Annotated in this window: 19 protein-coding genes and 1 pseudogene; 13 read left to right on the forward strand and 7 right to left on the reverse strand. The window is 47.5% G+C overall.

What is annotated here, in order from left to right; genetic code table 11:
• Nucleotides 1–521 precede the first annotated feature (521 nt).
• The 12 genes from A6070_RS10760 to A6070_RS10815 all read left to right on the forward strand — a co-directional run bounded on the left by A6070_RS10760 (nt 522) and on the right by A6070_RS10815 (nt 10504).
• Nucleotides 522–1697, forward strand: a complete 1176-nt coding sequence (locus A6070_RS10760) for an iron-containing alcohol dehydrogenase (RefSeq protein ID WP_072285756.1) — start codon at nt 522–524, stop codon at nt 1695–1697.
• 104 nt (nt 1698–1801) lie between these two features.
• Nucleotides 1802–2689 carry a transporter gene (locus A6070_RS10765; protein WP_072285757.1) on the forward strand — a complete coding sequence of 296 codons (888 nt, stop codon included), beginning with the start codon at nt 1802–1804 and terminating at the stop codon, nt 2687–2689.
• 323 nt (nt 2690–3012) lie between these two features.
• The gene (locus A6070_RS10770; RefSeq protein WP_072285758.1) at nt 3013–3942 is read left to right on the forward strand and encodes a transporter; all 930 of its coding nucleotides are present in this window, start codon (nt 3013–3015) and stop codon (nt 3940–3942) included.
• 723 nt (nt 3943–4665) lie between these two features.
• Nucleotides 4666–4932: a hypothetical protein gene (locus tag A6070_RS10775; protein WP_072285759.1), complete on the forward strand. Its 267-nt coding sequence runs from the start codon at nt 4666–4668 to the stop codon at nt 4930–4932.
• 79 nt (nt 4933–5011) lie between these two features.
• On the forward strand, nt 5012–5296 hold the full coding sequence (locus tag A6070_RS10780; protein ID WP_072285760.1) for a hypothetical protein: 285 nt from the start codon (nt 5012–5014) through the stop codon (nt 5294–5296).
• Entirely contained in the window at nt 5297–5767 is a 471-nt protein-coding gene (locus tag A6070_RS10785; protein WP_072285761.1) for a metal-dependent hydrolase, read from the forward strand.
• On the forward strand, nt 5746–6186 hold the full coding sequence (locus A6070_RS15150; protein WP_201257964.1) for a DUF7673 family protein: 441 nt from the start codon (nt 5746–5748) through the stop codon (nt 6184–6186). The genes A6070_RS10785 and A6070_RS15150 overlap by 22 nt, the downstream gene beginning before the upstream one ends.
• A gap of 11 nt (nt 6187–6197) precedes the next feature.
• On the forward strand, nt 6198–6593 hold the full coding sequence (locus A6070_RS10795) for a ribonuclease H family protein (RefSeq protein WP_072285763.1): 396 nt from the start codon (nt 6198–6200) through the stop codon (nt 6591–6593).
• A 303-nt stretch (nt 6594–6896) separates the two neighbouring features.
• Nucleotides 6897–8018, forward strand: a complete 1122-nt coding sequence (locus A6070_RS10800) for an AAA family ATPase (protein ID WP_072285764.1) — start codon at nt 6897–6899, stop codon at nt 8016–8018.
• Nucleotides 8019–8021: 3 nt separating this feature from the next.
• Nucleotides 8022–8924 carry a hypothetical protein gene (locus A6070_RS10805; protein ID WP_072285765.1) on the forward strand — a complete coding sequence of 301 codons (903 nt, stop codon included), beginning with the start codon at nt 8022–8024 and terminating at the stop codon, nt 8922–8924.
• Entirely contained in the window at nt 8925–9926 is a 1002-nt protein-coding gene (locus A6070_RS10810; RefSeq protein ID WP_072285766.1) for a tyrosine-type recombinase/integrase, read from the forward strand.
• A 77-nt stretch (nt 9927–10003) separates the two neighbouring features.
• The gene (locus A6070_RS10815; RefSeq protein WP_083558442.1) at nt 10004–10504 is read left to right on the forward strand and encodes a thermonuclease family protein; all 501 of its coding nucleotides are present in this window, start codon (nt 10004–10006) and stop codon (nt 10502–10504) included.
• A 122-nt stretch (nt 10505–10626) separates the two neighbouring features.
• Here the strand turns inward: A6070_RS10815 and A6070_RS10820 are convergent, their stop codons facing one another.
• The 5 genes and pseudogenes from A6070_RS10820 to buk all read right to left on the reverse strand — a co-directional run bounded on the left by A6070_RS10820 (nt 10627) and on the right by buk (nt 16227).
• A complete protein-coding gene (locus A6070_RS10820) occupies nt 10627–11106 on the reverse strand; it encodes a hypothetical protein (protein WP_072285767.1) in 480 nt (159 codons plus the stop codon).
• Between the two features lie 222 nt (nt 11107–11328).
• A pseudogene (locus A6070_RS10825) lies at nt 11329–12497 on the reverse strand (IS4 family transposase).
• Nucleotides 12498–12654: 157 nt separating this feature from the next.
• On the reverse strand, nt 12655–13983 hold the full coding sequence (locus A6070_RS10830) for an aldehyde dehydrogenase family protein (RefSeq protein ID WP_072285768.1): 1329 nt from the start codon (nt 13981–13983) through the stop codon (nt 12655–12657).
• A gap of 64 nt (nt 13984–14047) precedes the next feature.
• Nucleotides 14048–15091: a phosphate acyltransferase gene (locus tag A6070_RS10835; protein ID WP_072287975.1), complete on the reverse strand. Its 1044-nt coding sequence runs from the start codon at nt 15089–15091 to the stop codon at nt 14048–14050.
• 53 nt (nt 15092–15144) lie between these two features.
• Nucleotides 15145–16227 carry a butyrate kinase gene (gene buk, locus A6070_RS10840; protein WP_072285769.1) on the reverse strand — a complete coding sequence of 361 codons (1083 nt, stop codon included), beginning with the start codon at nt 16225–16227 and terminating at the stop codon, nt 15145–15147.
• A gap of 605 nt (nt 16228–16832) precedes the next feature.
• Here buk and A6070_RS10845 point away from each other — a divergent pair.
• A complete protein-coding gene (locus A6070_RS10845; RefSeq protein ID WP_072285770.1) occupies nt 16833–18893 on the forward strand; it encodes a sigma-54-dependent Fis family transcriptional regulator in 2061 nt (686 codons plus the stop codon).
• Between the two features lie 172 nt (nt 18894–19065).
• On the opposite strand, the gene A6070_RS10850 is transcribed toward A6070_RS10845, so the two are convergent.
• Nucleotides 19066–20544: an alginate export family protein gene (locus tag A6070_RS10850; protein WP_072285771.1), complete on the reverse strand. Its 1479-nt coding sequence runs from the start codon at nt 20542–20544 to the stop codon at nt 19066–19068.
• Nucleotides 20545–21353: 809 nt separating this feature from the next.
• Entirely contained in the window at nt 21354–24212 is a 2859-nt protein-coding gene (locus tag A6070_RS10860; RefSeq protein ID WP_072287976.1) for a molybdopterin-dependent oxidoreductase, read from the reverse strand.
• Between the last annotated feature and the right edge of the window lie 1361 nt (nt 24213–25573).

Raw genomic sequence — 25573 nt, forward strand, 5'->3', positions numbered from 1 at the left:
CCCCATGAGTAACTCAGACGGGCCTTTTTGTGAGGGTGCGAAAAAATAAAAATTGTAACGATGTTTGACATCGTCTCGGGTGTGGTCCTTTACCAGCATTGCGACCCCGGCCGGCTTTGGTCGGTTAGAAGATGTTTGCGCGAGATGACAACCTGCCTTGTTACTCACCTGCTGTGTACCTTCCTGTATGTTTTTTTGCACCAGCCAAAAGAACAGTGATTCCCGCTATACACATGTAACTATCAGTTATCGTTAGATAATTACCGATCGCTTGGACTGGGTACGGTCTTTGCCTTGTATGGACAACGAAACATTGAATCGCCACCGTTTTTGGCAGGATATCAGGGAAAGGGGGTGACCATGCTTGACCGATATCTGATGTTCCTGCGCGAAGGTGGATTGGGGAGTTGTCAGGAAGTGGGAGGGCCTTTTTCGGGTAAGGGGTCGCAGATCGCCTGGCAAAAGATGGGATTTTTGGTGCGCAGATAAAGCGTGCCCATTTTCAAAGGAGCTTACACCTCATGGCTTTGTCGAGAGAATTTGTAAAGCAGGTCTACACTTTTTTTACCCCCCCCGTCGCGCTGATGGGTGCAGGAGCTGTTGAGCAGGTTGGCGAGGAAGCGAAGAAACTCGGTGCGACCAAGGTTCTGCTTGTCACCGACCCCGGCATGTCGAAGATTGGCGTTGCCGCCCGGATCATTGAACTGATCGAAAAGGCGGGGGTGGAGGTTGTGCTTTTCGATGGGGCCCAGCCCAATCCCACATATGGCAATGTCAGCGAAGGGGTAAAAGCCTATAAGGACAACAATTGCGATGGCCTCATCTCGCTCGGTGGCGGCAGTTCCCATGACACCTGCAAGGGGGTCGGCATCGTGATCAGCCAGGACGGCGATCTCAGCGATTACATCTTCCCGGCTGTTCTAACCAAGCCATTCCCTCCCTACATCAGCATTAACACCACCGCCGGGACAGCGAGTGAGATGACTCGCTATGCGGTGATCACCGATGAAAGCATCCACGTCAAAAAGGTTTTTGGCGATGCGAATATGCTGCCGAATGTTGCCATCAACGACCCCCTCATGCATCGGGGCATGCCGGCGGGGCTGACCGCGGCTACCGGCATGGACGCCTTGACCCATGCCATCGAGGGGCTCTTGACTGAGTTGACGACACCGGTTACGGATGCCTGCGGTTTTGAAGCGGTCAGGCTCATCGCCAAGTGGTTGCGCAAGGCCGTTGCTAACGGCCAGGACATGGCGGCTCGCGAAGCCATGGCCTATGCCGAATACTTGGCAGGGCTCTGCTTCGGCAATGCCGGTCTCGGCTGCGTTCATTCCATGGCCCATCAGCCTGGCAGCATGCTGAACCTGCCGCACGGGGTCTGCAATGCAATTGCGTTGCCCGTGGTATGCGAATACAACCTTATGGCCCGGTTGGAACGGTTTGGCGAAATTGCCATAGCAATGGGTGAAGACATTTCCGGACTTTCTCCGAAAGCGGCGGCCTTGAAGGCCATCGAAGCCATCCGGACGTTGTCGGCCGATATCGGCATCCCTTCCGGTTATGCAGCAATCGGCATAAAGGAGTCTGATATTCAGAAACTGGCTGAAAATGCCTATAACGATTTCTGCACCTTCTTCAATCCTAGAGACATTACAGTGGATATCCTGATCGACCTCTACAAGAAAGCCATGTAACAACAGGGGTGAAGGGAGGGGTATTCCCCCTCCCTCTCACTTTCGAAAAAGGAGAATGTTGATTCTAATAAATTTAAACAGACTATCGTGTTTGGGGGTGGGTAGTGAGAAAGTTTATTGTCCTGTTCGTGTTGGGGTTAATTGTAGCAACTCCGAAGGTCTCCTTGGCAGCTTATGCTCGCGATTACCTTCCATTGCCTGCGGGTTATACCCTTTTCGCCGCTTACTTTAATCATGTTTCTGCAAATAATTATTACGTAAATGACAACAAGGTAACAGACTCTTTTAACAAGAGCCTCAATCTGGGGCTTCTCAGGCTAGTGCATTATGTGAATATTGGGGATGCGCTGTATGGTGATGGTGGTTTTACCGTTGATCCCCAGTTTATCATTCCTTTTGTCGATCTCGAGTTGAGTGGGGACTATATCGGTGGAACGGATTTTTCCACATCCGGAATGGGCGACCCCATGATATTGGCTACCTTCTGGTTTGTTAACGATCCCCAAAATAAGTTTTGGATCGGTTTTACTCCCTGGGTGACCGTACCCATAGGCCGCTATGACAAGAACAGGATGGCTAGTCCGGGAGGTAACCGTTGGGTTATCAAGCCGGAGCTAGGCATCGTCAAAGGGTTCGGCGATAAAACCTATCTTGATATTATTTTTGGCGAGGAGTTCTATACCGATAATGACGAATACTTGGGTGATAGTGAGTTGGAGCAGGATCCGACTTTTCAGCTTGAGGCTCACCTGAGTTATGACATTACCAAGACTTGGTCGGTATCACTGGACTATTTTTTCATTGCGGGAGGGGAAACTAAAGTAGACGGAGTCGATCAAGACAATGAGATGAAAAATCATGGTGTAGGTCTTACATCCTTTTTCATGATTGGCGATCATCATCAGTTGTTGTTTTCCTATCGGGATGATTTTTCGGTTGAGACCGGTTGGGGAGATAAAACTTTTGGTGCACGCTGGTGCTATTTTTTCTAGGTTGATATAGATTTTAATTCTGATTGATTGGGCGTCAAACGGGCAGGCGCCCATTTTTTGTTCTGGAATAAAAAGGACAATTTGTAGAAATTTTTCCAGGCAAAAACTGATAAAAAATAGCAATTGTCGACTTTTTTAAAATAAATTCTAAAAAACAGTAATTTTTATAATTTTGTAATCATATACTTTTATTGTAATAAAATATGCAGTCAACTATGTGTTTAGCGAGTTTTTAAAATTAAGCACTAGGGTTTACAAGTGTTTAAGTCTTCTTCTTTTGAATTGGCGTACTGGTTGATATTTAGAGCGTAGGTTTGAAACCTATGGGGCTTCTTGATGTGTGGTTTTCCAGATTTTTGGAGAAAAAATTGAAGAAAATAGCTATTTGTTCAATTTTGATTGGCCTATGCGTACCGTTACAATCCTGGGCTGGGAACGCAAGAGGATATAAGCCTTTCCCTGAAGGGACCTTCTTGTTTTGTACCTATTTTAAACATTTTTCAGCCAACAATATGTATGCGGCTAATAAAAAAATAAGTAGTGATCTTAATCTGTCATCAAATATAGGTATATTCAGGCCGGTATATTACAAGAAAATTGGCAAAGCCTTGTACGGAGAAGGCGATTTTATTGTTAATCCTCAGATTTTTATGATGTTTGGAGATAGGGATATGGCATTAGGGGGAGAGGCCCTGTCAGATTCGGGCTTTTTTGACCCGATGATTTTGGCCACCTTCTGGTTTGTCAGTGCTCCTGAGAAAAAGCTTTGGATCGGATTTTCTCCTTATGTCACGATTCCTGTGGGAAGCTATCACACCAATAGATCATTGAACCTTGGGGAAAATCGCTGGACTATTAAGCCTGAAATAGGGATTGTTAAAGGATTCGGCGAAGATCTTTTTCTGGACTTTATTATGAATATAAAATTTCATGCGGACAATGACGAGTTTTTTTCTGGACAAAAGAGAGTCAAAAAATCACAATCCGACTTATTTGGCTTAGAAACTCATTTAAGTTACAACCTTAAAAAAGAATTTTTTGTTTCATTAGACTATTTTTTCAACAGTGGAGGTGAAACAGAAATTGATGGCATTAGGAAAAGAGACAAACAAGAAAATCATGCTATTGGTGCTTCAATGTTTTGGAGTTTGAAAAACAATCAACAGATAATGATTGAATATCTAAATAATTTTGATATTGAGAGTGGCGCTAAAACTCAAACTTTAGGCATACGATGGTCTTATTTTTTATAATTTCTTTAGGTTCTTTTTTGAATCAGTGAGAGGGCAGGTTGCGTTTCTCGGGTTATGTTCACCTAGCCATTTTCGCAAGACACTTTGCCTCTGACGCCAATTTTCACAGATCTATCCACCAAAAGAACGTGGGTGTGACATAACTTGGCGCGAGTATGATGGGCAATCCTTTTGAAAAGAGGCTTGCCATGAATCTCAATCAATTTCGCCGAATTTTTCCAAGTGATGGAGCTTGTCGGAAGTACTTGGGTTAAGTTATTTGGGCCTGGGGCCGGAGTCACCCTTGGGAGGCGGATTCATATGCAGCGATCGCTTCGGTTATTCTGTTACTAATTCATTCCGCCGCCCAGACTTCAGAAATCTGCCGAATTCCTGACTCGTTCAGCAAAAATCTGTTCCCCCTCAACACCTCAATCAGTGGGCGGCGCCGAAACCAACGATCAATTTTTCGCAATTTTACGCTCGGACTCCGCCCCAATATCTTCTGAATATACACCTAAATAGAACGACGCCAAGGCAACCCTGGCATCGGCCCAAGGAAAAGAATTTGTTCCCCAATAAGTCGCCTGAATAAAGGCAGGTATTTCTGGTGGGGTTCAATTCTGTCTATTCCAAAATAACTATACGTCAACCTTCCCAAGGTGCGGCATGGTGAACCACTCCTCCCAGAGGCATTTCCCCCTCCCCGATAAAGGAAATAGACGAAAAAGCTTGGAGTGAAACGTGAGAGAGCAAACCCCGGCCATTCTTCGAAATATCATGCTGGAGGCCGAATCCGCAATGAATGCTTGGTATCAGCTCAAGCTACTGCGGCTCCAGGAAGGGTTTGTCGTTGAAAAGCTCTCGGGTCGCAAAGGCCATCTTGGAGACAGGCGTGCCTGGTTTTTCTGGGATCAGAGCGAAGCCGAACAAGCTTTCGAGCGGATCGTCCTGAAGAAAACCAGTCCCGGCCGCAAAAGAGTCTACCAGGTGCTTCAGCCTCGCGACTAACTGTGCCGGCAAGAACAGGGCACCTTTCCGCATCTGGTCACCACTCCCTCAATGATGCCATTGGCTGGTGGAGGGGAACATGCGTCTTAACGTTGTTCCTGTTTGGCTGAAAATCCTGCTGGTCCTGACCGGGATTGCTCTGTTGGTCTGGTCGATGCGTGATACACAACCCTCTGCCGTCCGAAGCGGGCAACATGTAATGCTTGCTCGTCCACAAGCCAACTGGAATCATGGCTTGCCTGGCAAGATCCGGAACAATCTCCGTCAATTGGTACACAATCCCTTGGGAAAGCCCTCTCCGGCTGGTGAAGAAATAATAGTATTGAGGGACAACTCGGAAACGTATTACCGGGACGAGAATTGAATGCGCTGGCAGAACCACAAAATCTGCACGGTCTGCATAGTGTTCGCCGCAGTGGGCCGTATCCTCCCCGCGATTGTCGCCGGCTTCGGCTCCGTACTTCCCGATCTGTTGGAGGCCGGTTTGGTCCGGCACCGAACCCTTACCCATTGGACTCCCTTCTACATCATTACCGGCGTGATTATGGTTCCGATGGCCCGGGCATTTTTTCTGCCGGCCGGGCTGGTGACCGCTTTTTTGATTCTCGGCTGTCTCTGCCACATCGTTCAGGATGGACTGAGCCGGGGCGGAGTGCCTCTCTTCACCCCGAATGGCCGGCGCTTCGGAGCCGGATTTTACATCACCCGCACCATCACCGAAACCCTCGTGGTCTCTGGCATTATGGCGATCAGCCTGCTGGTCGCCGCTGACAAGGGTTATTTCGGAGAAAAACGAATCTTGGGAGAATTGCGATGGCTGCTAAGCTGGCATTAACGACAATCAGCATGGAAGAGTATCAAAGGGCCGTGGAACTTCTCACCGCACTTGCCCAAACCGACACCTCTGGAGGCAGAGCCGCTGCTCAGGTCGTTCTGAGTGCCTACAACGGCAGTGACTGGCAGCTCGATATCACGGAACTGTGTCTGCTGGACCCCAGATACTATCAGGCTGCCCTGCATGTCATACGAGGCCGAGTGGAACTGGGAATCGAGCCCCACAAACTTCTCCCAGACGGGGATCAGGTGTTCAGCCGGATCTGGGATTGTTGGATTCGGTATCACCTTGAACATCGTTGGAAGCAGACTTGCCCTTCCTGCTGGGGCCGGGGAGTGTATATTGATTACGACGACGAAAACAGAGAGATTCGGACTTCCTGCCGGCGTTGCAATGGCACCGGCTTGATCGCTGACTAGCGAGGGAATCGATGCTGTATGTGACGCTGACTTGTATGGAGCGGGAAGACCTTCTGATTGTCGGAGCGCAAATGCGGTACCAGGGGGTCGATCATCTCAAGAGATATGTCGCCGGGAAGGAAAACAGCCTGCGGGACACGGTCGAGGAAGGATTGACTTTTTTTCTGAACAGCCTGAAACGACCCTGCCGAATCGATTTACGAACGGATCAGTATTGGCTGGTAAAGTCGCGTTGGACGGAGGATGACTCCACCCCGAACTTGGCCGCTGCCGTCCGGCGCCATCAAATCAACTGGACACTCCTGCTGCCGGACTGCAAGGCGATTTTGGATGCCAAGCATAACCTGGCGGGGGAAATCGGCCTGTGCCGTAAGATTTCCGAGATCTTCTTTGCCCCTGGAAAGTAAAATCGTCCTTCTGCTTATATTTTCAGCAATTGGCTATGCCCTCCATAGGAAGGCTCGTCGACAGACTTCCATCCACAGAAACCGGTCGACTTGTGCATCTTAAGCTGTGGATAACCCGGGCTGTATCGCCCGGTTTTTGAGGCTGTTTTTACTATACATAATGGCTCTTCTGTAAACTAATCCGGCGAGCCGCGCACAGGTTGAAAACTGTCGGACGATTCTTCAGGGTCGAGCACTTTTATATTGGTTCGTATTATAGCACTTAATATAATATCTCAAGATATAAAGAAGGAGGGTGCAAAAATGTCGAATCCATTTCGTTACGGAACCGTTGTCTTGGGCAAAGACTTCTGTGGCCGCCAGGAACTGATCAACCAACTGACCGGTTACATCGAGGCCGGGCAAAATGTCGTCCTTCAGGGAGAAAGGCGCATCGGCAAAACCTCCCTGGCCGTTGAAACCGTCCGGCGCATGAAGAAGCACCGTATGCTGAAGGTCAACCTCATGGAGGTCAAAGATGTCGATACGCTGTGCAAGCGGGTTCTCCATGCCATTTTGGCCTTTGAACGCGGTGGCTCCCGGTTCGACCGCCTGATGAAAACCTTGGCCTATCTTCGTCCGACTCTAGGACTCAATCCGATCACCGGAGAACCTTCGGTCAGTTTCGATTCCCTGGTTCAGCTCCATGCCGATTCCATCCCCGAAGTGCTGACCCTGGTGGCAAACCTGCACCACGAAAAGCCGTTGGTGGTTTTCCTCGACGAATTTCAAGACGTGCTCAGGGTGGAAAAGGACCCAAGGGGCGTGTTGGCTCAGCTTCGTGGCACGATTCAGCACCAAGGCGATATCCCCTACCTATTTGCCGAGAGCATTCGAAACCGGATGGACGAGATTTTCAATCACCCGGATTCGCCATTTTTCAAGTCGGCCTTGACTCTTACGGTCGGCCCCCTCTCCGGGCAGGACTTTATCGAACACCTGGTCAAAAAATTCCAGACGGGAAAGAGAACAATTGACGGGGTTTTGCTGGGAAAAATTTTCAAAATGACTGACGCTGTAACAGGGGATATACAGCAATTCTGTGAAGCCCTTTGGACGGTAAGCAACGAAGGGGAATCCATTGGAGAAGGAAAAATTCCGGAAGCCTTGCAGCTTATCTTCGCCAGGGAACAGAAATCCTATGAGATGATACTTGCTCGGCTTACGGCCAGCTATGTGCGGATGCTGCAAACACTGGCCGAACTCGGCGGCGAACGACCGACCGCCAGTGCTTTCGTTCGGCGGGCAGCGGTTTCCAATCCTTCCGCCATTCCACCGGCCCTCAAACGCATGGCCGATCAGAAGATCGTTTTCCATGATGGACAAAGATGGCGCTTTACCAACCCATTTTTCGCGGCATGGCTGCTTGCACGGCAGGAGGTCTGAAGCATGCTATTCGATAAACTGGCAGGGTTTGTTGAGCGCCATGTTCCCCAGATGGTGGAATTAATGGAAAAGACTGCCCTGTTCGATTTCCCCTATCAAGCCCATGAAACTGTTCGTCCCGGCATGTTCACCCAGGACGATCTGGATCAATTCTTTCTTCCCTTTTCCCAGGTCGCCATTGAGGACCGGGCAACCTGCACCTTCCTTTTTGATGGCGTCGAGAAGCAAATCGGGCTGTCATCCCCACGGTGCTTCATCGACGTGATAGCTCTTGGTGGCAGTGACCCCGAGGCCTTTCAAGACTATAATCGTGCGATAAACAGCCAAATGCGCCAATGGGCACAGCAGGAGGCTTTGCATCAATTTGCCTTCGGCCGCCTGGTTTCGGTGGAACTTCCGGGTGGCCATACCGATTACAAAATTGCCGGGTATGTAGACCGCTTGCTGATCATAAACGGCCGCGGTGAGATCCTGTCCGACCTGAACTCCGGTCAAATGAGGCTTTTTCCTGACGCGGAGGCGGCGTGCCGGGGCGTTTTGGGCAATGCCATAACCGCCATCGAGGAATTGATGCTGATCAACAAAAATCCTGAGTATTTCATTCTGGAGCGTTCTCCAGCGAAAGTTCGACAAGCGAAGAAGGGTCGCATCACCCGAAGTCCCGACAGACCGCATTTCGTTCCGCTGAAGCCGGAGGCGATTCGAAAGATCATGGGCGTGAAACCTTCCGTCGAAAGCGAGCCAACAGGGCGAAAACCCCACGAGCGCCGCCGTCATTGGCGCACTCTCAAGTCCGAAAGGTTTACCCGGAAGCGGGGGGAGCGCATCCTGATCGAGGCTCAATGGATTGGCCCCTCGGATGTCTTAGTGGGCAAGACCCGCTACCGGGTGAGATTGGATGTTTAAATGAAGGAAAAAGCTGTTTTTCCCGCGTCGGTTATCGCCACCGCTCCGGATCTTTTGCCCATCCTGGCCGAGTGGCTGCATCTGGATGTTGCCAACGGTGACGCCTGTGCCGATACCCTGCAGACTTACCAGTGCCAGATTGAAGCCTGGCTGGCTTGGTGCTATGGGCACAGTATTCCTCCCGGCCAAGCGACCGTCGATGATGTCAAAGCATGGCGGCAGGCGTTGGTCGCTGCCGGGGCCAAGCCTTCCACCATCTCCCTGAAGCTGACCACCGTTCGACGTTTTTACCAGTCTGCGGTGGACCGTGGTCTGATTTCGAGCAATCCGGCGGCAAATGTCAGAGCTCCAAGGGAGCGGCGTGCCCGAAAAGAGCAGATCAAGTACCTGTCGGCAGGGGAAGCCGAATTGCTTTTCCGGGCCGTACCTTCCGACCGGCGCCTCAAACCTTCCCGTGACCGGGCGATGATCGGTCTCATGGCTCTTGAGGGCCTGCGACGTATCGAAATTGTCCGGGCCTGCGCAACCGACATTGAACAGACCGGGGATGGCACGCGAATTCTGATACACGGCAAGGGCAAGGATCGTTATATTTACCCCAGGGATGATACCGTCCAATCCATTCAGGACTATCTAGCCCTGCGCGGCCCGGTGGCGCCGGATGTAACCGGGGACCCGATCTTTGTTCAGATTCGCAAGGGAGGCGTACCCGGCGGCCGCATCACGCGGCAGGGTGTGAACTCCGTCATCAATGATTACCTGGTTAAGGCAGATCTCAAACGGAGAGGGCTTTCCTGTCACGCCCTGCGTCACACCTGCGGAGCCCTGCTCTACCAGGCCACAAGAGACATCCGGGCCGTCCAGGAGACCCTTGGTCACAGCAACATTTCAACCTCAGCCGGTTATGCCCACATCATCGAGCGGGGACAGGCGCGTTACACGAAGGAAATCTCGGTCAAAATGGGAGCGGGACGGTTGGCTGCCAGTGGGGAACGGGATTGATTCCTGAGCCTTGGACCTGTTCGGCGGATTAGGCCTGGCATGAACTTGCCGATGTTTGCAGAAGAAAGGAAAGTTGAGTGACAAACAAAAGAGGGATAGGATTCACCAGGAAAATGTTTGTCGCTATAGCGTGTTTGGCTATTTCGGCGTTTGCGGCATGGGCTGGATCTTTTGACGGCCGGGTCGTAAAGGTTTTGGATGGCGACACTATCGAGGTCCTGTTGCCCGAGAAAACCACGGTACGGGTGCGGTTGGCCGGAATCGATGCCCCGGAGAGGGGCCAGCCATTTAGCCGAATGGCAACCCAGGCGGTTCGCGATATGGCGGCCGAAAAAACCGTTCGCATCGAAACCCAATCGAAGGATTGGTATGGCAGAACTATTGGTGATGTCTTTCTTTCCGATGGGCGTAGCCTGAACAGGGAACTGGTTCACCTTGGACTGGCCTGGCAATACCGGCGATACTCAAACGACCAGGAACTGACGGCACTGGAAGCCGAGGCTCGCAAAGCGAGGCGTGGTTTATGGAGCGAACCAGATCCCACTCCACCTTGGCAACGGCGCCGCGAAAAAAGGTAGTTTGCAAGACCTTTATATATTCATAATGGCACGATAACGGTCCAAGACACCGACCATTTATAACGATTTTGCGGAAATGACAACCTGCGGTCCAGCCCGATTCAAAAGGAACGTCAGGTAGGTTAAGTGATTTTTTGAAGCCAAAAGGCGATTAAGTTGTCGGAGCTTACTTGATTGCACCGGCCAGCCAAATCCTCCTCCCCAGCCTCTTTGTTATTTTCGAACCGTTCCGGTTCACCTACAGATGTTCTTGGAGCCCAGACTGAGTCATGACAGTCGATGAACTTTTGCAGTTGGTTTCTTGCTGAGAGCCAAGCGCTCTTATTGGTTTCAGTGCTAATCTGTAAGAATTCCTGCATTCGCTCAAGCAAAACATTGTGCAGTGCAAGCAGGTCAGACATTTGATCTGTGGTGAGGGAATTGACATGGTCGCTAAATCTGGCAATCATGTTGCTCCCATGTTTCCCACCTACCCCCATAATCTCTAACGCCTCTTTCATGGCTGCGTTCCAGGTTTTGGCGTCATACCTATAAGACAACGGCACGAGATATCGGCTGTCAAAATTTTTAACAATGTTGTGAATTAGTTTCTGGTACGACATAAACTACCTCCAAGAGGTGTAATCTTTATTGTTAAAATCGTGAAAAATATGTCTTAAAGGTTATAGTTTATTATAAAATTTTATGGGCTGTGATGCACTTGGAACTCCAATTTTAATGTGCACCACAGCCTTTTCTTGTTACGCAATAGAAATAAAGATGAATCCACTTTCTATAAAAAAAGCAAAACATTTCTTCCTTATTACAGACTCACTTGCGCCCGATCAATAAATGAATAAATTCAATTGGTTACCAACTTGGAGGTCTTGAATCTGCTTGAGAGAGTCTGCAACCAGTGAAGAAATGGGCTTTTTCTCAAACAAGTTGACCTCCAAAATCTGTAGAAAAGTGTAGAGCGGACATGGGATATCGAGCTTCTTTTTGGCAATCACCACCAGCAGATAAATGCTCAATGCCACCCAGATCTGGCTCTTCACAGCGTTGATCGACGTTCCATAAAACGACTTGATCCGCAAATGGCCTTTGACCCACTTGAAAAACAGATCCGCCTGGCAGCGCTGTTTGTAGATCTCGACGACGGTACTGGCAGGAATCGTAAAGCTGTTGGTCAGAAAAACCAGATGCTTGTTGCCCCCTTTGTCAACATAACTGATCCGGCGTAGTTTTTCCGGGTAGTCCGTTTTCGATTTATGGGTCACCAGAATGATCGTCTGATCCGCCTTGATGCCGGCCGCTTTGTCTTTCAGGGCAGAGTACAGGCGCTTGAATCGCAAGTTGTCTTTGGCCCTGATGGCAAAGAAGGCTTCTTGTCGGTGCAATGCATAGAGTCACGAGATATCGGTATAGGCTTTGTCCATCGTGTAGATGGCATCTTCGGTCACCGGCAGAACATAGAGCATCCGGACATCGTGAACCTTGCCGGCCATAATAGCCACATGCGTCGGGATGGTTTTCCGCAGGTCGAGTAGCGTGTGCATTTTCACTGCGGCCTTGGTCGTCGGGAACTCGGCCCAAGGGAACAAGGTCAAGCACAGATCGATGGTCGTGGAATCAAAGGCGTACAACGGTTGATCGAGTTCCAGCGCGAACGGTTCGCCACAGTAAAGCTGTTGCGCCATCCGGATCAGGACATTGCCGAAATCCTGAAAGATGCGCCAATCTCTGCGATCGTTGGCATCAGCAGGGTCGACCGCGAGACGGCACCTCTAAAACCGACGTGGTAAAGCTTCTCCCGATGGAAATTCAAGCAGGTTTCGATAACCCGCAGGCTTTCACGGCCAGCCATTTGAGCATAAGCGAGGCACAGAAACTGATCGAACGTGGAAAAGCTTCTGGCCCTGTAATTGCCGCGATAGCGACGAACAGACAGATTGAAATCATGCCGTGGCAGAAACTGCAACAGTTGCCGGAAAAAGGTTTGACCTGAATTCACGGATACCCTCCTCCGTTATCAGGAAGGTATTACCCCACTTTGCCGAGGCGAATTCAATTCGAAAACGGATCAGTTATGTCAAAGAGCTTTTATTCTCAACGACTTACGTCATTTTGCAATTTTTTAACCGGACACTAGTGTTACAGACTATAAAAAATCAATTTTTCGGCTTGGCAGCCCTCTTGATATTCAGCAGATGAAAATACTGAATGTTATCAGACGTGGAATTACCGCCTCTGGCACCGCACCCGAGAGTAAAGGTAGGCAGCAAGTTGTTGTACTCTCCGCCTACAGCTCCCAACACCGAAGGTTGGTTCATGAGAATCCTGCCCGCAGGAACGGCCAAAGCATATTCTTCAAAGGCCTTATCATCACAGGTATGGATCGCGGCCGAATGACCTGCGCCTTTGAATTCGAGCATTTCACAGGCGAGCTGAATGGCCTTTTCTCTGCTGTCCACAACGACGTAACCTAATACCGGCGAAAGCTTTTCGCCGCTTAAGAGGTCTCCGGCACCAATATCATCCAGTGGGACCAATATAACGGTAGTCTCCTCTGGGACCCTGAAACCTGCAAATTCAGCAACTTTTGCCGCAGATCGGCCAACAACATCCAATACCGGAATATTCTTTTCCTGATCGAACATGGCTTCTGCAAGTTTCGCTTTTTCCTCCTCATTGACGATATAGGCGCCTTTTTCTTTGAATTTCTCAAGAGTTGCGTCGGCAATCTTCTGATCATCAAAAATTAAATTTTGCTCAGAAGCACAAATCACACCATTATCAAACGTCTTAGAGAGAATGATGTTATCCGTAGTTTGTTCAAGGTTCGCTGATTTTTCGATATAAGCGGGAACATTGCCGGGGCCAACACCGTAAGCAGGGTGACCCGAAGTGTAAGAAGCATGGACCATGGCCTTGCCGCCAGTTGCCAGAATAAGCGAGGTCCCCGGGTGCTTGATCAGATAGGACGTTGCCTCAACAGAGGGCTCCGCAATCCACTGGATACAATTCTTTGGGGCACCGGCCTCAACGGCGGCATTAAGCATAAGCCTGGCAGCTTCAACACCACATTGCTGGCCCCTAGGATGGAAAGCAAAAACAACCGTATTTCTGCCCTTAAGGGCGATAATCGCTTTGAATAATATTGTTGAGGTAGGATTGGTGGTGGGCGTCAGAGCAGCAATAACCCCAAACGGTTCCGCTATCTGTATAACGCCATCTTCCTCGCCAATGACCCCAACGGACTTTTTATCGCGTAGATAGTCACCAACAACTTGGGTAGCGGCCATATTCTTTGCCACCTTGTGCCCTACAACCCCCATCAAGGTTTCCTCATAAGCCATTTGCCCCAGTCTTTCAGCATTGGCGACACCTGCCGCTACCATGCTTTCAACAATGTGATCAACCTGCTCCTGAGAATAAGCGGAAAAAGACTTAAGCGCTTCTTGTGCGTTCGCTACCAAACAATCAATTGTTGATTTCATTTGTTACACCTTTTTGAGAAGTTGTAATAACTCAATCTTTTCAACCAAGCATGGAAACAAGGCTTTACAAAGAAGCTGCGTGTGCACAAACAACCTCTTCACAATGATTTAGTTTTATTGAGGCCTGAAGACAGGTCATGGCAGTGACCCCCACAATAGTTTCAACGCTGCAGCTTCTTGAAAGGTCATTGAATGGTTTTCGTAGACCTTGAAGCAATGGGCCTATTCCTTTGGCGCCGTATAGAACCTGGGGAATTTTGGATCCAATATTTCCAGCATCGAGATCTGGAAAAACTAAAACGTTGGCCTTTCCAGCAAGTGGACTATCCGGGGTTTTCATACCGGCACTTCGTTGGCAAACAGCCGGATCAATTTGAAGCTCACCATCGATAATCATATTTTTCGATATATCTCTTGCCAAAACCGTGGCCTCCCTAACCTTTTGGATATCTGGATGCTCAGCGCTGCCTTTGGTTGAGAAAGAAAGCATAGCCACCCTTGCTGGCACTTCTAAAATCGATTCAAAAGTTTGTGCAGAGGAAACAGCAATTCCCGCCAATTGTTGGGCATCAGGGTTTGGGTTGACCGCCACATCCGCCATTAAAAACACCCCTTCCTCTCCAAAATCTTTCAATCCGGTATCAACCAAGATTGCAGAGGACACCAAACTCACACCAATCATTAACCCTACTGTTTGAACCCCGGCACGTATCACATCACCAGTTGTATTAGCGGCACCAGCCACACATCCATCGACATAACCAGATTGAAGCATCATCCCGGCATAGTGGAGATTAGTTAAATTTGACAAGACCTCGTAAGCTTGAGATGAGGTAATTCCTTTGTCTTTTCTTAAAAAAACAAATTCCTTTAAATATTGATTTTTATTTATATCGTCACGAAATTTAATGATTTCACACCCGGATATATCAATATGATTAATCTCGGCACACATATTTATTTCTTCAGCGTCTCCAATAAGTATAATTTTTGCGATTTTTCTATTGGTTATGATTTCGGCTGCCTTGAGCATCCTCACATCATAGCTTTCAGGAAAAACAATTTTTTTTCTTGGTCCGCATATTGCCTTATTAATTATTTTTTCCATGAATTTCAATTTAGTGCCCCTTTCTGAGCTTCCCAACCCACGAACAAGCGAACTTATATAATATTCACATACTCCTTTGCGACTTCTTCACCACAAAGAACTCTCAATGAACCCTCAGCCAATGAAAGCATTTCATTCTCGCCAGGAAAAACCATAAATTCAGCTAAACATTCGACGCGAGGTTTGATCTCCTCGACCAATGACTGCCATCTGGCGATCCCACCAGTAAGGACGATGGCGTCGACATCGCAATTCAGAACCGGCGCCATACTGCCGATTTCTTTAGCGATCTGATAGGCCATCGCCTGCATAACAAGAAGCGCCTCTTTGTCGCCGGCCTTAATTTTTTCATCGATTTCCAAGCCGGAATTAGTGCCGAGGTAGGACACCATTCCCCCCTTTCCAGAGAGCTTTCTCTTCAGGTCTTCCTTAGCAATCCCCGAGTAGCACATGTCAATGACATCAAACACCGGCAATGCGCCACATCGTTCAGGAGAAAACGGCCCAGCATCCATACCACCCGAGACATCAACCATAGAGCCCTTTCGGTGGGCCGTGATAGAAATGCCACCTCCAAGGTGACCTACGATAAGGTTTATATCTTGATATTTCTTGCAGAGTGATTCAGCGGCACGACGAGCAACAGCCTTAATATTCAATGCATGCGAAAAGCTTTTGCGCTCCATTCCAGCCAGGCCTGACAACCGGGCAACAGGCTCGAATTCATCTACCGAAACAGGGTCTACCGTGAAAACAGGCGCATTGAACCTGCTTCCAATTTCATTGGCAATCAGCGCCCCAAGATTTGACGCATGCTCACGAGTTTTTGGTGAGCGTATATCATCAAGCATGGCTCCGTTCACTGCATAGGTACCGCTTTTAAGAGGAGGCAAAAGACCGCCCCTACCAACAACAGCATCCAATGAAGTAACCCTAGGGCTTATGTTGTCAAGCCATGAAATGACGCTTTTAATCCTAAATTCATATTGGTCAAGGACGCGTTCAAAAACCTCTAGTTCCTCGGCACTATGGTTAATTGTAGTTTCAATAACGGGTAAAAGATCTTTAAACAACGAAACCTTAGTAGATGTTGAACCAGGGTTAATAGCCAAAATACTGTGGCTTTGTTTGCTCATACCTTTACTCTCCTAACTGATTTAACTTTTCATAATGTTATTAATGTTTTATTTCATGAAATACACAAATAAGGATTTTACACGCAATTTTTTCAAATGTTTGCTTTGTCAAAAATTTATTAGCAAAGGTAATGCCAGTTTTTTAAATACCATTCTGACTGAGAAGTAAATTGGGGACTGGTTTAATATGGGGAGGGATAAGCATTTATAATGTCGATATTTTTATCGGTAAAATTTTTTACGTTCTACGATCTTAAAACCATATTTTTATTGACCTTGACCTTGATGAGGTGTAAATTTTTTTTACTACAAATCGGAAGGGAAACTTCTTTACCCAAAGGAGACCACTGTGAAGGGGCATTTCTGGAAAGCCGGGCCAAACCGAGACGCAAAGGGAGAACAAAACCCGAAGCCACCGTTTCTTAAAGCTTGGCGCAAGCACGTTTTTCTGACATGAAACCCGAACCGGAAAACCGGCCCACAATTCACTTTAGGCGCATTTAGTTGCGGACCAGCAGAACAGATTGTGTACCCCTTTATACGAAGAACCTGCCCCAACCACCCTTTGCCCAGGCCTAGCCTCAACACCAACAGGACTAAGTCTTATGTTTGCTTCTGACTTGAAAACAAGAACATCGCCAATCTATTTGACCAACCTCCGAAATGAATGGCGAAAATTTCTTGAGGGAGACACCGCAACCCCAAAATATATACGGAAAGAAGTTTATGAATCTTGGGCCCGTAGCAAAAAAGCGGGGGTCGACCCATTTAATTTTAGCCCCTCAATAATTTTCAATAAGGAAGATGCTCAAAAGCAAGCTTATAGCCATGAAGATTTGATCAAATCATTTGGCAGAGCCGTTAATATTATCCAGGAAATTGCCCACAAGAACAAACTAAAGTTACAACTATTTGACAAAAACGGATATAGCGTTAATATAATTTTGTCCAGCAGCAAAAAGGAAACTCCCATCACCCTAAACTCTTATATTGTGCGCGACATCAATGAGGAACATGTAGGCACAAACGCCGTTTCTCTTTGCCTCCACACAGGAAAACCCGTACAACTTGTTGGACCAGAACACTTTCACTCTCTTTTTCACAACAATATATGTTCCTGTGCTCCAATCCATGACAATGAAAACAATGTCATAGGAGCCTTGAATGTATTTTGCACCCTGCAGGAAAGCAACATAGATGCACTCCCCTTGACCGTGTTCTTGGCTTCTATTTTTGACAATCGATCCCTTGTCACCAATGTTCTTGAAGAATTAAACGTTTATGAGTTTGCCATGCGGCACATCGTCAAATATCTTCCGCAAGGCATTGCCTATTTAGGACAAAATTGCGATCTTAAGGCATTCAACAACGCTTTTTTAAAGCTTCTCTCTCTTGGCCCATCTGAAGACATAAAATATCAAATTGAAAAATTCGCCTCCAATCTCGAATATATTAAAAAGCGAGAGGACATCTCTAAAAAGGAACTACTCTTAGATATTCAGGGCAAAAAAAAGTCTTTTCTAGTTACCACCAAAAATATTTTCACCAACAAAAATTCTCTTCGTGGCCAGTTCCTAATCATGGAGGACACTGAAGAAGCCTTAAAATCTCTCGCAAAATTACGAGGGAACAAAGCTGTCTATACATTTGATCACATCATCGGAGAAAACTCGCAATTACTTGCGGCCAAGGGAGTTGCACTACAGGTTGCAGACAGCCCCGTACCCGTGTTGATCGTAGGGGAGAGCGGGACCGGAAAGGAACTTTTTGCCCAAGCTATACACAACAGCAGTGACAGAGCAAATGAACCTTTTGTCGCCATTAACTGCGGCGCGATCCCACCAGAATTAATCGAAAGTGAATTATTTGGCTACGTAGCCGGAGCCTTTACTGGCGCACTCAAGTCCGGAAAGACAGGAAAATTGGAACTGGCCCACGGAGGCACTTTATTCTTTGATGAAGTTGAAAGTATGCCGCTCAATGTGCAAATCAAGCTACTTAGAGCCCTTTCAACAAAGAGAATATGCAGGGTAGGTGGCGTAGATGAAATCCCCATCGATATACGACTGATTTCCGCCTGCAAAGGTGATTTACTTGATGATGCCGACAAAGGGAATTTCAGAGAAGATCTTTATTACAGAATCAGCACTATCCTGGTTAACCTACCCTCATTGCGTGATCGAAAAAATGACATCCCACTGCTTGCTAAGCATTTTCTCAAATTATGTGGATCTGAGTTAGGAGCAATGCAATTGACAATGGAGGGCAGATTCCTAAATGCTCTGTCCGACTACTCCTGGAGAGGAAATATTCGCGAACTCAGAAATGTAATTGAGAGAGCCATTGTTTTAAGAAAGGAAAGCACCGAACTAAGCCTGGACTTGCTGCCAGAGAGGATAATAAAGTCACACTTATACAAAGATACAAAAAAGGTTTTGGAACCCTGCTTCTCAGCAACTGGAAAAGATTCCGAAAAATTGGACATTTTAAAAATTGCTGAAGAAATCGCCATTGAAAAAGTTTTTATTCAAGAAAATGGCAACATAACAAAAATATCAAAAGCTTTAGGGATCAGCAAACCTACCCTCTATTCAAAAATCAATAAAAGCAAAAAACTAAGTAGACTCAAGGAAAGCCTTGAAAACGATTCAAATTCTTCAGTATAGCCATTAGACAATTATTTACACTATAATTGCAACAACATGGAAAACAATAAGGCTTCATCCATTTTATCTACGGATGAGGCCTTATTGTTGCGAATTCAGCTTTTCTTGAGTTATTCTGCAAAAATATTATTATTCATACTGCTCAAACGGTTGATTATCTTGAACATAATATTCAGAAATAATAACTCAATTCAGCACGAAGGAACGCGGCCGCATGATCCTGTTGATCGTCTGTATAGTAATTTCCCGGCTCCAGGAACTCAAACAGAAGGTGACCAGAAAGTTTATCTTTCGGAGTAAACAGTTTTTCTTTGAGGGTGAAGTTGTTTTTGCAGGTAATAAGCAAACCGCGATCCTTGCCTCCGCCCGCACCGTTGCCCTCAGGTGCCCACATATATCCGAGCAAGAGATCAATTTTCAATTTTTTAATGGGTGAAATAGAAAAGTCAATGTAGGGCATGTTCAAGTTGGACCAGCGGCCTGCGCCGTCGGTGTCATATGCATATACAAAGAGTTCACTGTATTGCGGCCAACGGGCCCAGAGCGGATTCCACCCCTCATCCTTGGACGTTTCGGGATCATCACCTGAAAGATAATACCAGCCCAGACCGATGCGTGCCTTCTGCGCAGCAAGGGGTTCTATGGCATAAGCCGCCTTGGCATCGATCATAAACGCTGAAATGTCATTACCAAACTGATAGGCTGCCTCAAGATTGCCCTTAAGATGACTGGTGAAGACCGGCATCAAGCGGGTTCCAATGGTATGGCGGTCATTGTTGTTAAGAAAAGCGACATCCTGTTCATGGGTCTTAACGAGATAATACGCCTCAAACGGAAACTGTTGGATGGATTTGTTTTTGACATAAACACCGCCGCCCGTCTCCGTGCCGTCAAAAGCGTTTCCACCTGTGAACCCGGCGATGTCGCGGTCTTCGGAATGCATGGCTAGCGGATCCTGGGCATTGGTATTCAGCAGGAGAAAATCGACCGTGGTGTCGGCTAAACCGGAATAAGTCAATTTCACAGCATCAAAGTAAATTGTTCTGGAGCCATCCTTTGCTGTTCCGTCAAGGATCAGTTTCCCTGTTCCATAGATCAGATCCTGACGCCCGAGGCGCAGAGTCCAGTCGTTCCATTTCCAGTCAAAAAACAGGTTGTCGATTACGATCTCGTCTAACGAGTTCCAGGAGTTGTTGTCCGGCTCCAGATAGGTACGGAATTCATTTACGAGGCGGGCTTTCACCATGAAGTTTTCGCTCCGGCGGTACTCCCCCCAGAGGCGGGTCCGATAACGCTGGAAATGATTCACCCCACCACGCGCTTCACCGCCGTTGGTGTAGGGGATATTATCGAAGTATACTTCACGAAGCCGGATATCGCCCCCGAACAAAAATTCCGAAAATGCAGGCGCAGTATTCGCTTTCAAACCTCCCGCTGTTCCAGACTGACTCCCCTCAAATGTCGCTTTCCCGTTTTGTTCCGCGCCGACCGGGCAAGACATCATGGCCATCAAAAGCGCCAGAAAAACAATGGTTGATTCAATCCTCACAAAAATACCCTCCTTTTGAATGCAAAGTGGAAATCTCCGTTCTTGGGTCGGGGTCAGAGTCCCCTGATTTTGCCAAAACGGTTCATGGTAGACCCTGCTCATGTATTGTTCCCGCAGTGACGTGAATAAAGCCTGAATCCGTGAGACTTGGACGGCAAATAGCGCAAGCCATTGACCTGTCTAAGGCATCCAGAAATCATCGATGAACCTATGGGTGCTCCCAGGATTTTTGAAAATTTTATCCAAGCCAAGCGCTTACACTTTGTGACGCCTTGTTGTGCATATTCAAAAAAATGAATGTGTAAGAGGTTCAACCGGTTTTTACCAAACGGAGCGCCGTAACACCGGACCATATACTGCTGTCGCTGTTATTGTCAGCCGCCTCCGCGTTGCCCTCGAACAGCCTGATGGGGACGTTCCATTCGCAGAGATCCGTGAAGAAGTGTTTTCTTCGGGCTGGCAAAGGGCTTTGGTGATAAAATGGGGAAGGCTTCCCTCCTTTCGTGATTTATGACAGAGAACAACTTCCTATGGTTTTTTGTAGCAGCAAGGGCAATGCCATTGATGTATACGGAAAAATTGTGAAAGGATTTTTGAATGAAAAAAGATGCTGTTCCAAGAAATTTGTTAAGAAAATTGAACGGTTAGCCAATAAGATAAAAGGCCTTAGGATTGTGTGGGCCATTTTGATTAGGTGGGGTGCTGCGGGTATGACCGGTTAAATTTGTTTACGGAGAGAGCCTTTTTCAAAACTCTTGACCTGAGGTAGACGAAATTTCACTAAAGTTTGCCGCCGACAAGGCACCGGGGAAACGATCGGTGCTCCCTCCAACGAAAGGGGGCCGCTATAATTGCGGCTCCCCTTCCGCCTTTTTATCTGCCAAAAGTGCCTAGTTCTTCTGCATCATATCCTACAGAGCCATCCCGGGCCCGGCGGCTTCAACCGGATGTTCTGCGATATAATCAAGCTCTTCAAACAGGCCAGATCCAAGGAAGAATTTTTCAGGTTTGATTTCTTTTCCTTGAGCTTTAGCATTCATGGCCTCCTTAACCTTATCAGGTGTGGCCGGCAAACTATATATCCGTACTCCAACTGCTTTGTTGATTGCATTCAGTATTGCAGACTGAGTTGCAGACTGGAATACTTCACAGCAGCCCACCGAACCCTGTGCAGCAGTTTTTCTGGGTATTGGATTTTCAACACTTTCAGCCGTCATATTATCCGGAATATCGGCCGCAAAACGAAATCCACACTTAACCAGACTATCGTAATCCTTATTGTCAATATAGTTTTCCGATAGAGCCCAACCAATTGAATGCATCATTGATCCATATGCCTGACCATCAACAGCCTGCACACTTCCAACTTCACCAATGTCGTAGACCATTCTTACGCCAAGGACTGTAGTTTTGCCGGTGGAAACTTCAACTTCAACCTCTGCAAGAAACATTGCATAGTTGTGTTCGGGGGTTGGGTCACCGGCTCCGGTATTGGGATCAAGATCAATTGTAATATCTGTTGTGTCAAACACACCGAGATATTTTGTCGGTATGTCTTCAGCAACCATTTCATCGTAGGTGCGGAAGGTGCCATCCGGTTTACGCATTGCCTCGAGCAGCTGTTTTGCAGCATCCTTTGTTGCATTTCCAGCCATATAATGTGAACGGTTTGCGCCTGCAGGCCCTGTTATAGGACAAGTTTTGGTATCACACCTGATTATTTTGATTTGAGTATAATTGAGGTTGAGCTCTCTCAAGGCTTCATGCGTATGAACCAATGTGCCTACGTCAGCTCCCTGCCCCTGGTCTTCCCATCCGTTCCAGTGAGTAATTGTTCCGTCTGGATTGAGTTCAAGGGCAACCTCTGCATGGTCATTGGGGTTCCCGGTAATGTTGTATCCGCCAATAGCGATACCGACACCACGTTTCTTCTCGGGAGAGTCTTCCTTCTTGGCCCTGGCTACCGCCTCATTATAATAAAGACGCATTTTTTTCATGATTGCTTCATATGCGTACTCTTTATAAGGATAGCTGTTGATATTCAGGTCTCCGGGTCTTGCGATATTGATCCACCTGAATTCGAAAGGATCAATCCCGGCTTTTTCTGCCAACATATCAACCATTGATTCGGACATGGTCATTGCCTGAGAGTTGCCGAATGATCGGTAAGCCGTACCGTATGTCTGATTTGAAGCACCGCAGCGGGCAATAGCTCTGGCATTCGGTATGTTATAGCCGTATCCTGCAAAACGGATAGCTTTGGAGGTAAGAACATCGCCCAGTTCTGAATAGGCACCGTGATCATATGCAAAATCAAACTCAAAACCGGTGATTTTCCCATCCTTATTACATCCGAGCCGTGCATTTGAATATGAAGCTGCACGCTTGCCGGTATATGCATTGTGCTCAGCATAGCTCATGGTCAACGTTACAGGTTTTCCGTCGAGCGCCAAAGTACAAGCAGCTGCGAGAGCTGTGCTGGCAGGTGAAAGAGCATAGCCGAAGCTTGCTCCAACCGGGTTTTCAATTACCCTTAAATTCCCTTCTGGGATCCCAAGTCCGGGACAAAGCATGATAAGTGCAAGAACCTGCGCAAGGTTTTTGTTGTGAACGGTAACCATTCCATCCTCATCTATATAAGCCTGGGTAACCTCAGGCTCAATGACGAGATGCGGTTGGCTTGTAGTCTGAAAGCTTCCTTCTACAACATAATCGGATTTATCAAGTACCTCACGGGTGTCTTCACCTTTGAGTAGAGGCATTGTCAGATACATATTCGGAACTCCCGGGTGTATTTCGGCTGCTCCCGGTGCAACTGCTTCCAGATAGCTCATGTAAACAGGCAACTCTTCAAGATCAAGTTTGACCCTTTTAGCTGCAGAACGTGCCTGATCTTCGGTTTCTGCCGCTACAACAGCAACAACATCACCATATCGAAATACTTTTTCGTCAGCAATGATGGGACGGTCAATCCCATTAAATTTTGCACGCGGATGACCCAATGGGAACATAATTCTGTTGGTTCCCTTTATGTCTTTGGCGGTGATTACTTTAACAACGCCAGGCATTTTTTCCGCCTCTGAAGTGTCGATCCCCTTTATGTTGGCATGATTCACCCCAGGCTGCACGATTGCCAAATGAAGTGTTCCGGGAGGCATTTTAAGCGCAACATCATCACCATAGTCGCAAGTACCTGTAACCTTGGCAAGCGCGGCGGGACGCGGTACATTCGTTCCATAAATACGCCCGTCCTCAGGTACTTTGTACGTGATATCGTTCATTGTTTTTTCACCGCGCATAACTTTAGCGGCTTCCATTACGGCATCTACGAGCTGCTTGTATCCTGTGCAACGGCATGCATTCCTGTTTTTTGTGAACCAATCACGTACTTTTTCCCTGGTCGGGTTCAGGTTCTCTTGCAAAAGCGCATAAGAGGATACAATAAACCCAGGCGTGCAGAAGCCGCATTGCACCCCACCGTATGTGATCCAAGCCTGCTGCAAAGGATGCAGATTGGTAGGAGTCCCAATCCCTTCAATTGTGATAATTTTACTGTAGTCGGGAACGTTTTTGATCTTTTTTACACAGGAGCGCACTACCTTGCCGTCGAGTATCACGCTGCAAGATCCGCATTGTCCTGTTCCGCAGCCAACTTTAGTGCCTGTGAGGCCTGCCCTTCTGATTACGTCCGCGAGTGAATCCTTCTCCGGATCACAAACCAGCATCCTGTCTGCTCCGTTCAAGTTGAGCCATATTTTTCTTAAAGCCATACCCATCCACCTTTCTCTTTTAATGTCCTACGGTTGACATTGTCCCGGCTTTACGGACACCGGGTGTAAACTACACGTTTGAAGTGGGATGTTTCCCAATCGGTAGATTTTTGTAGCCGACAGTTGAGTGAAGACGCCGCCGGTTATAGCTGAGAAGCAGTACCGCTGATCCAACTATTCGAAGCCAACTATTTTGTATTAAGGGCCAACAGTACCAGAGGGTTTCGCTCCCTCGCTGTTTAAGCTTTGGCACCTTTTCGTAGCTGATCCTATGGCCAAGTTCCACGGGTGGTTATTTGCAACGGTCTTTTATCCCTTTGTGCAAATAACAAAAAAACCCACACCAAAATCCAGTAAATACCGGAATCAATGCGGGTTTCGCCAAGTCTGCCGAAGCAGAGGTCGAAGTAAGCGCGTAACTATTTAATTGTGGTATTGAGCTGCGGTTCAGCTACCTGCTTTGCTTTACCTTTTCGATATAATCGACGCCACCATCTTTCAAGGAAACAACCAATTTTCCGGAGACATCGTTTGTAAACCGCTCAATGTTTGCCAAGAATTTTTCTCAGTCGTATGTCCGACAGCACTGGAAAACCGTCCTCGCCAGATATAGTGCCGTTTCAAGTACCTTATCCTCCAGCGCCCTCGATTCAGCTGTTTGAAACCGAATGTTTTGAACCTGAATCCGTGGGGCGGCGGCGGATAAAGAGTGTAAGCGCTTGGCCTGGATAAGGTTTTCAAAAATCTGAGGTGCCCCCATAGGTTCACCGGCGATTTTGGGAAGCCTTAGGCGGGTCAATGGCTTGCGCTATTTACCGTCCAGGTCTCACGGATTCAGGCTGAAGCAAGGTTCGGCAGCACTGGGACACTCTCCATCCCCGGAATTAATGGAGTGGCCAAGGAGGACCCACCATTTCCCCCGGTACTGCCGATCCAACTGTTTAATCCAACGTTTTGAATTAAGGGTCGACAGTACTTCAGAGTTTCCCACCTCTGGTGTAGCGGATTGCTCGGCGGATTCGCCGTTACCCCTCCAGCATTGCTGGCCCAACTAATTTCAAAATTTTGGACAAACGAAGACCGTCAACAAAGCTTATGAACGTTTTATTCAACTTCCTGCAGTACTATTTTATTGATAAGTTCTACTACACAGCGAACTTTCAAAATAACTGCAAGCTCCTCATCGTCTCTATGTGCAAATAGAAAGCAAGGAAAATGCCAATTGTAGAACTGCTGTTCATGTAAAAAATATATTTTAACTAGACAAAAAAAGAGAAGAGAACCTGTTGTAATATTGAGGATTTTTTTGGGGGTGTGGCGATGATAACAATTTATGGCCGTAATCTTTAAGGTTGTTTTGC

It is taken from the genome of Syntrophotalea acetylenica (genome assembly GCF_001888165.1).
Lineage (GTDB): Bacteria > Desulfobacterota > Desulfuromonadia > Desulfuromonadales > Syntrophotaleaceae > Syntrophotalea > Syntrophotalea acetylenica.

What these genes read in the sequence shown, in the direction of transcription:
- A6070_RS10760 (WP_072285756.1), top strand. Translation starts at nt 522, where the DNA reads ATGGCTTTGTCGAGAGAATTTGTAAAGCAGGTCTACACTTTTTTTACC.
- A6070_RS10770 (WP_072285758.1), top strand. Translation starts at nt 3,013, where the DNA reads ATGGGGCTTCTTGATGTGTGGTTTTCCAGATTTTTGGAGAAAAAATTG.
- A6070_RS10780 (WP_072285760.1), top strand. Translation starts at nt 5,012, where the DNA reads ATGCGTCTTAACGTTGTTCCTGTTTGGCTGAAAATCCTGCTGGTCCTG.
- A6070_RS10785 (WP_072285761.1), top strand. Translation starts at nt 5,297, where the DNA reads ATGCGCTGGCAGAACCACAAAATCTGCACGGTCTGCATAGTGTTCGCC.
- A6070_RS15150 (WP_201257964.1), top strand. Translation starts at nt 5,746, where the DNA reads ATGGCTGCTAAGCTGGCATTAACGACAATCAGCATGGAAGAGTATCAA.
- A6070_RS10795 (WP_072285763.1), top strand. Translation starts at nt 6,198, where the DNA reads ATGCTGTATGTGACGCTGACTTGTATGGAGCGGGAAGACCTTCTGATT.
- A6070_RS10800 (WP_072285764.1), top strand. Translation starts at nt 6,897, where the DNA reads ATGTCGAATCCATTTCGTTACGGAACCGTTGTCTTGGGCAAAGACTTC.
- A6070_RS10805 (WP_072285765.1), top strand. Translation starts at nt 8,022, where the DNA reads ATGCTATTCGATAAACTGGCAGGGTTTGTTGAGCGCCATGTTCCCCAG.
- A6070_RS10810 (WP_072285766.1), top strand. Translation starts at nt 8,925, where the DNA reads ATGAAGGAAAAAGCTGTTTTTCCCGCGTCGGTTATCGCCACCGCTCCG.
- A6070_RS10820 (WP_072285767.1), bottom strand. Translation starts at nt 11,106, where the DNA reads ATGTCGTACCAGAAACTAATTCACAACATTGTTAAAAATTTTGACAGC.
- A6070_RS10830 (WP_072285768.1), bottom strand. Translation starts at nt 13,983, where the DNA reads ATGAAATCAACAATTGATTGTTTGGTAGCGAACGCACAAGAAGCGCTT.
- A6070_RS10835 (WP_072287975.1), bottom strand. Translation starts at nt 15,091, where the DNA reads ATGGAAAAAATAATTAATAAGGCAATATGCGGACCAAGAAAAAAAATT.
- buk (WP_072285769.1), bottom strand. Translation starts at nt 16,227, where the DNA reads ATGAGCAAACAAAGCCACAGTATTTTGGCTATTAACCCTGGTTCAACA.
- A6070_RS10845 (WP_072285770.1), top strand. Translation starts at nt 16,833, where the DNA reads ATGTTTGCTTCTGACTTGAAAACAAGAACATCGCCAATCTATTTGACC.
- A6070_RS10850 (WP_072285771.1), bottom strand. Translation starts at nt 20,544, where the DNA reads ATGAGCAGGGTCTACCATGAACCGTTTTGGCAAAATCAGGGGACTCTG.
- A6070_RS10860 (WP_072287976.1), bottom strand. Translation starts at nt 24,212, where the DNA reads ATGGCTTTAAGAAAAATATGGCTCAACTTGAACGGAGCAGACAGGATG.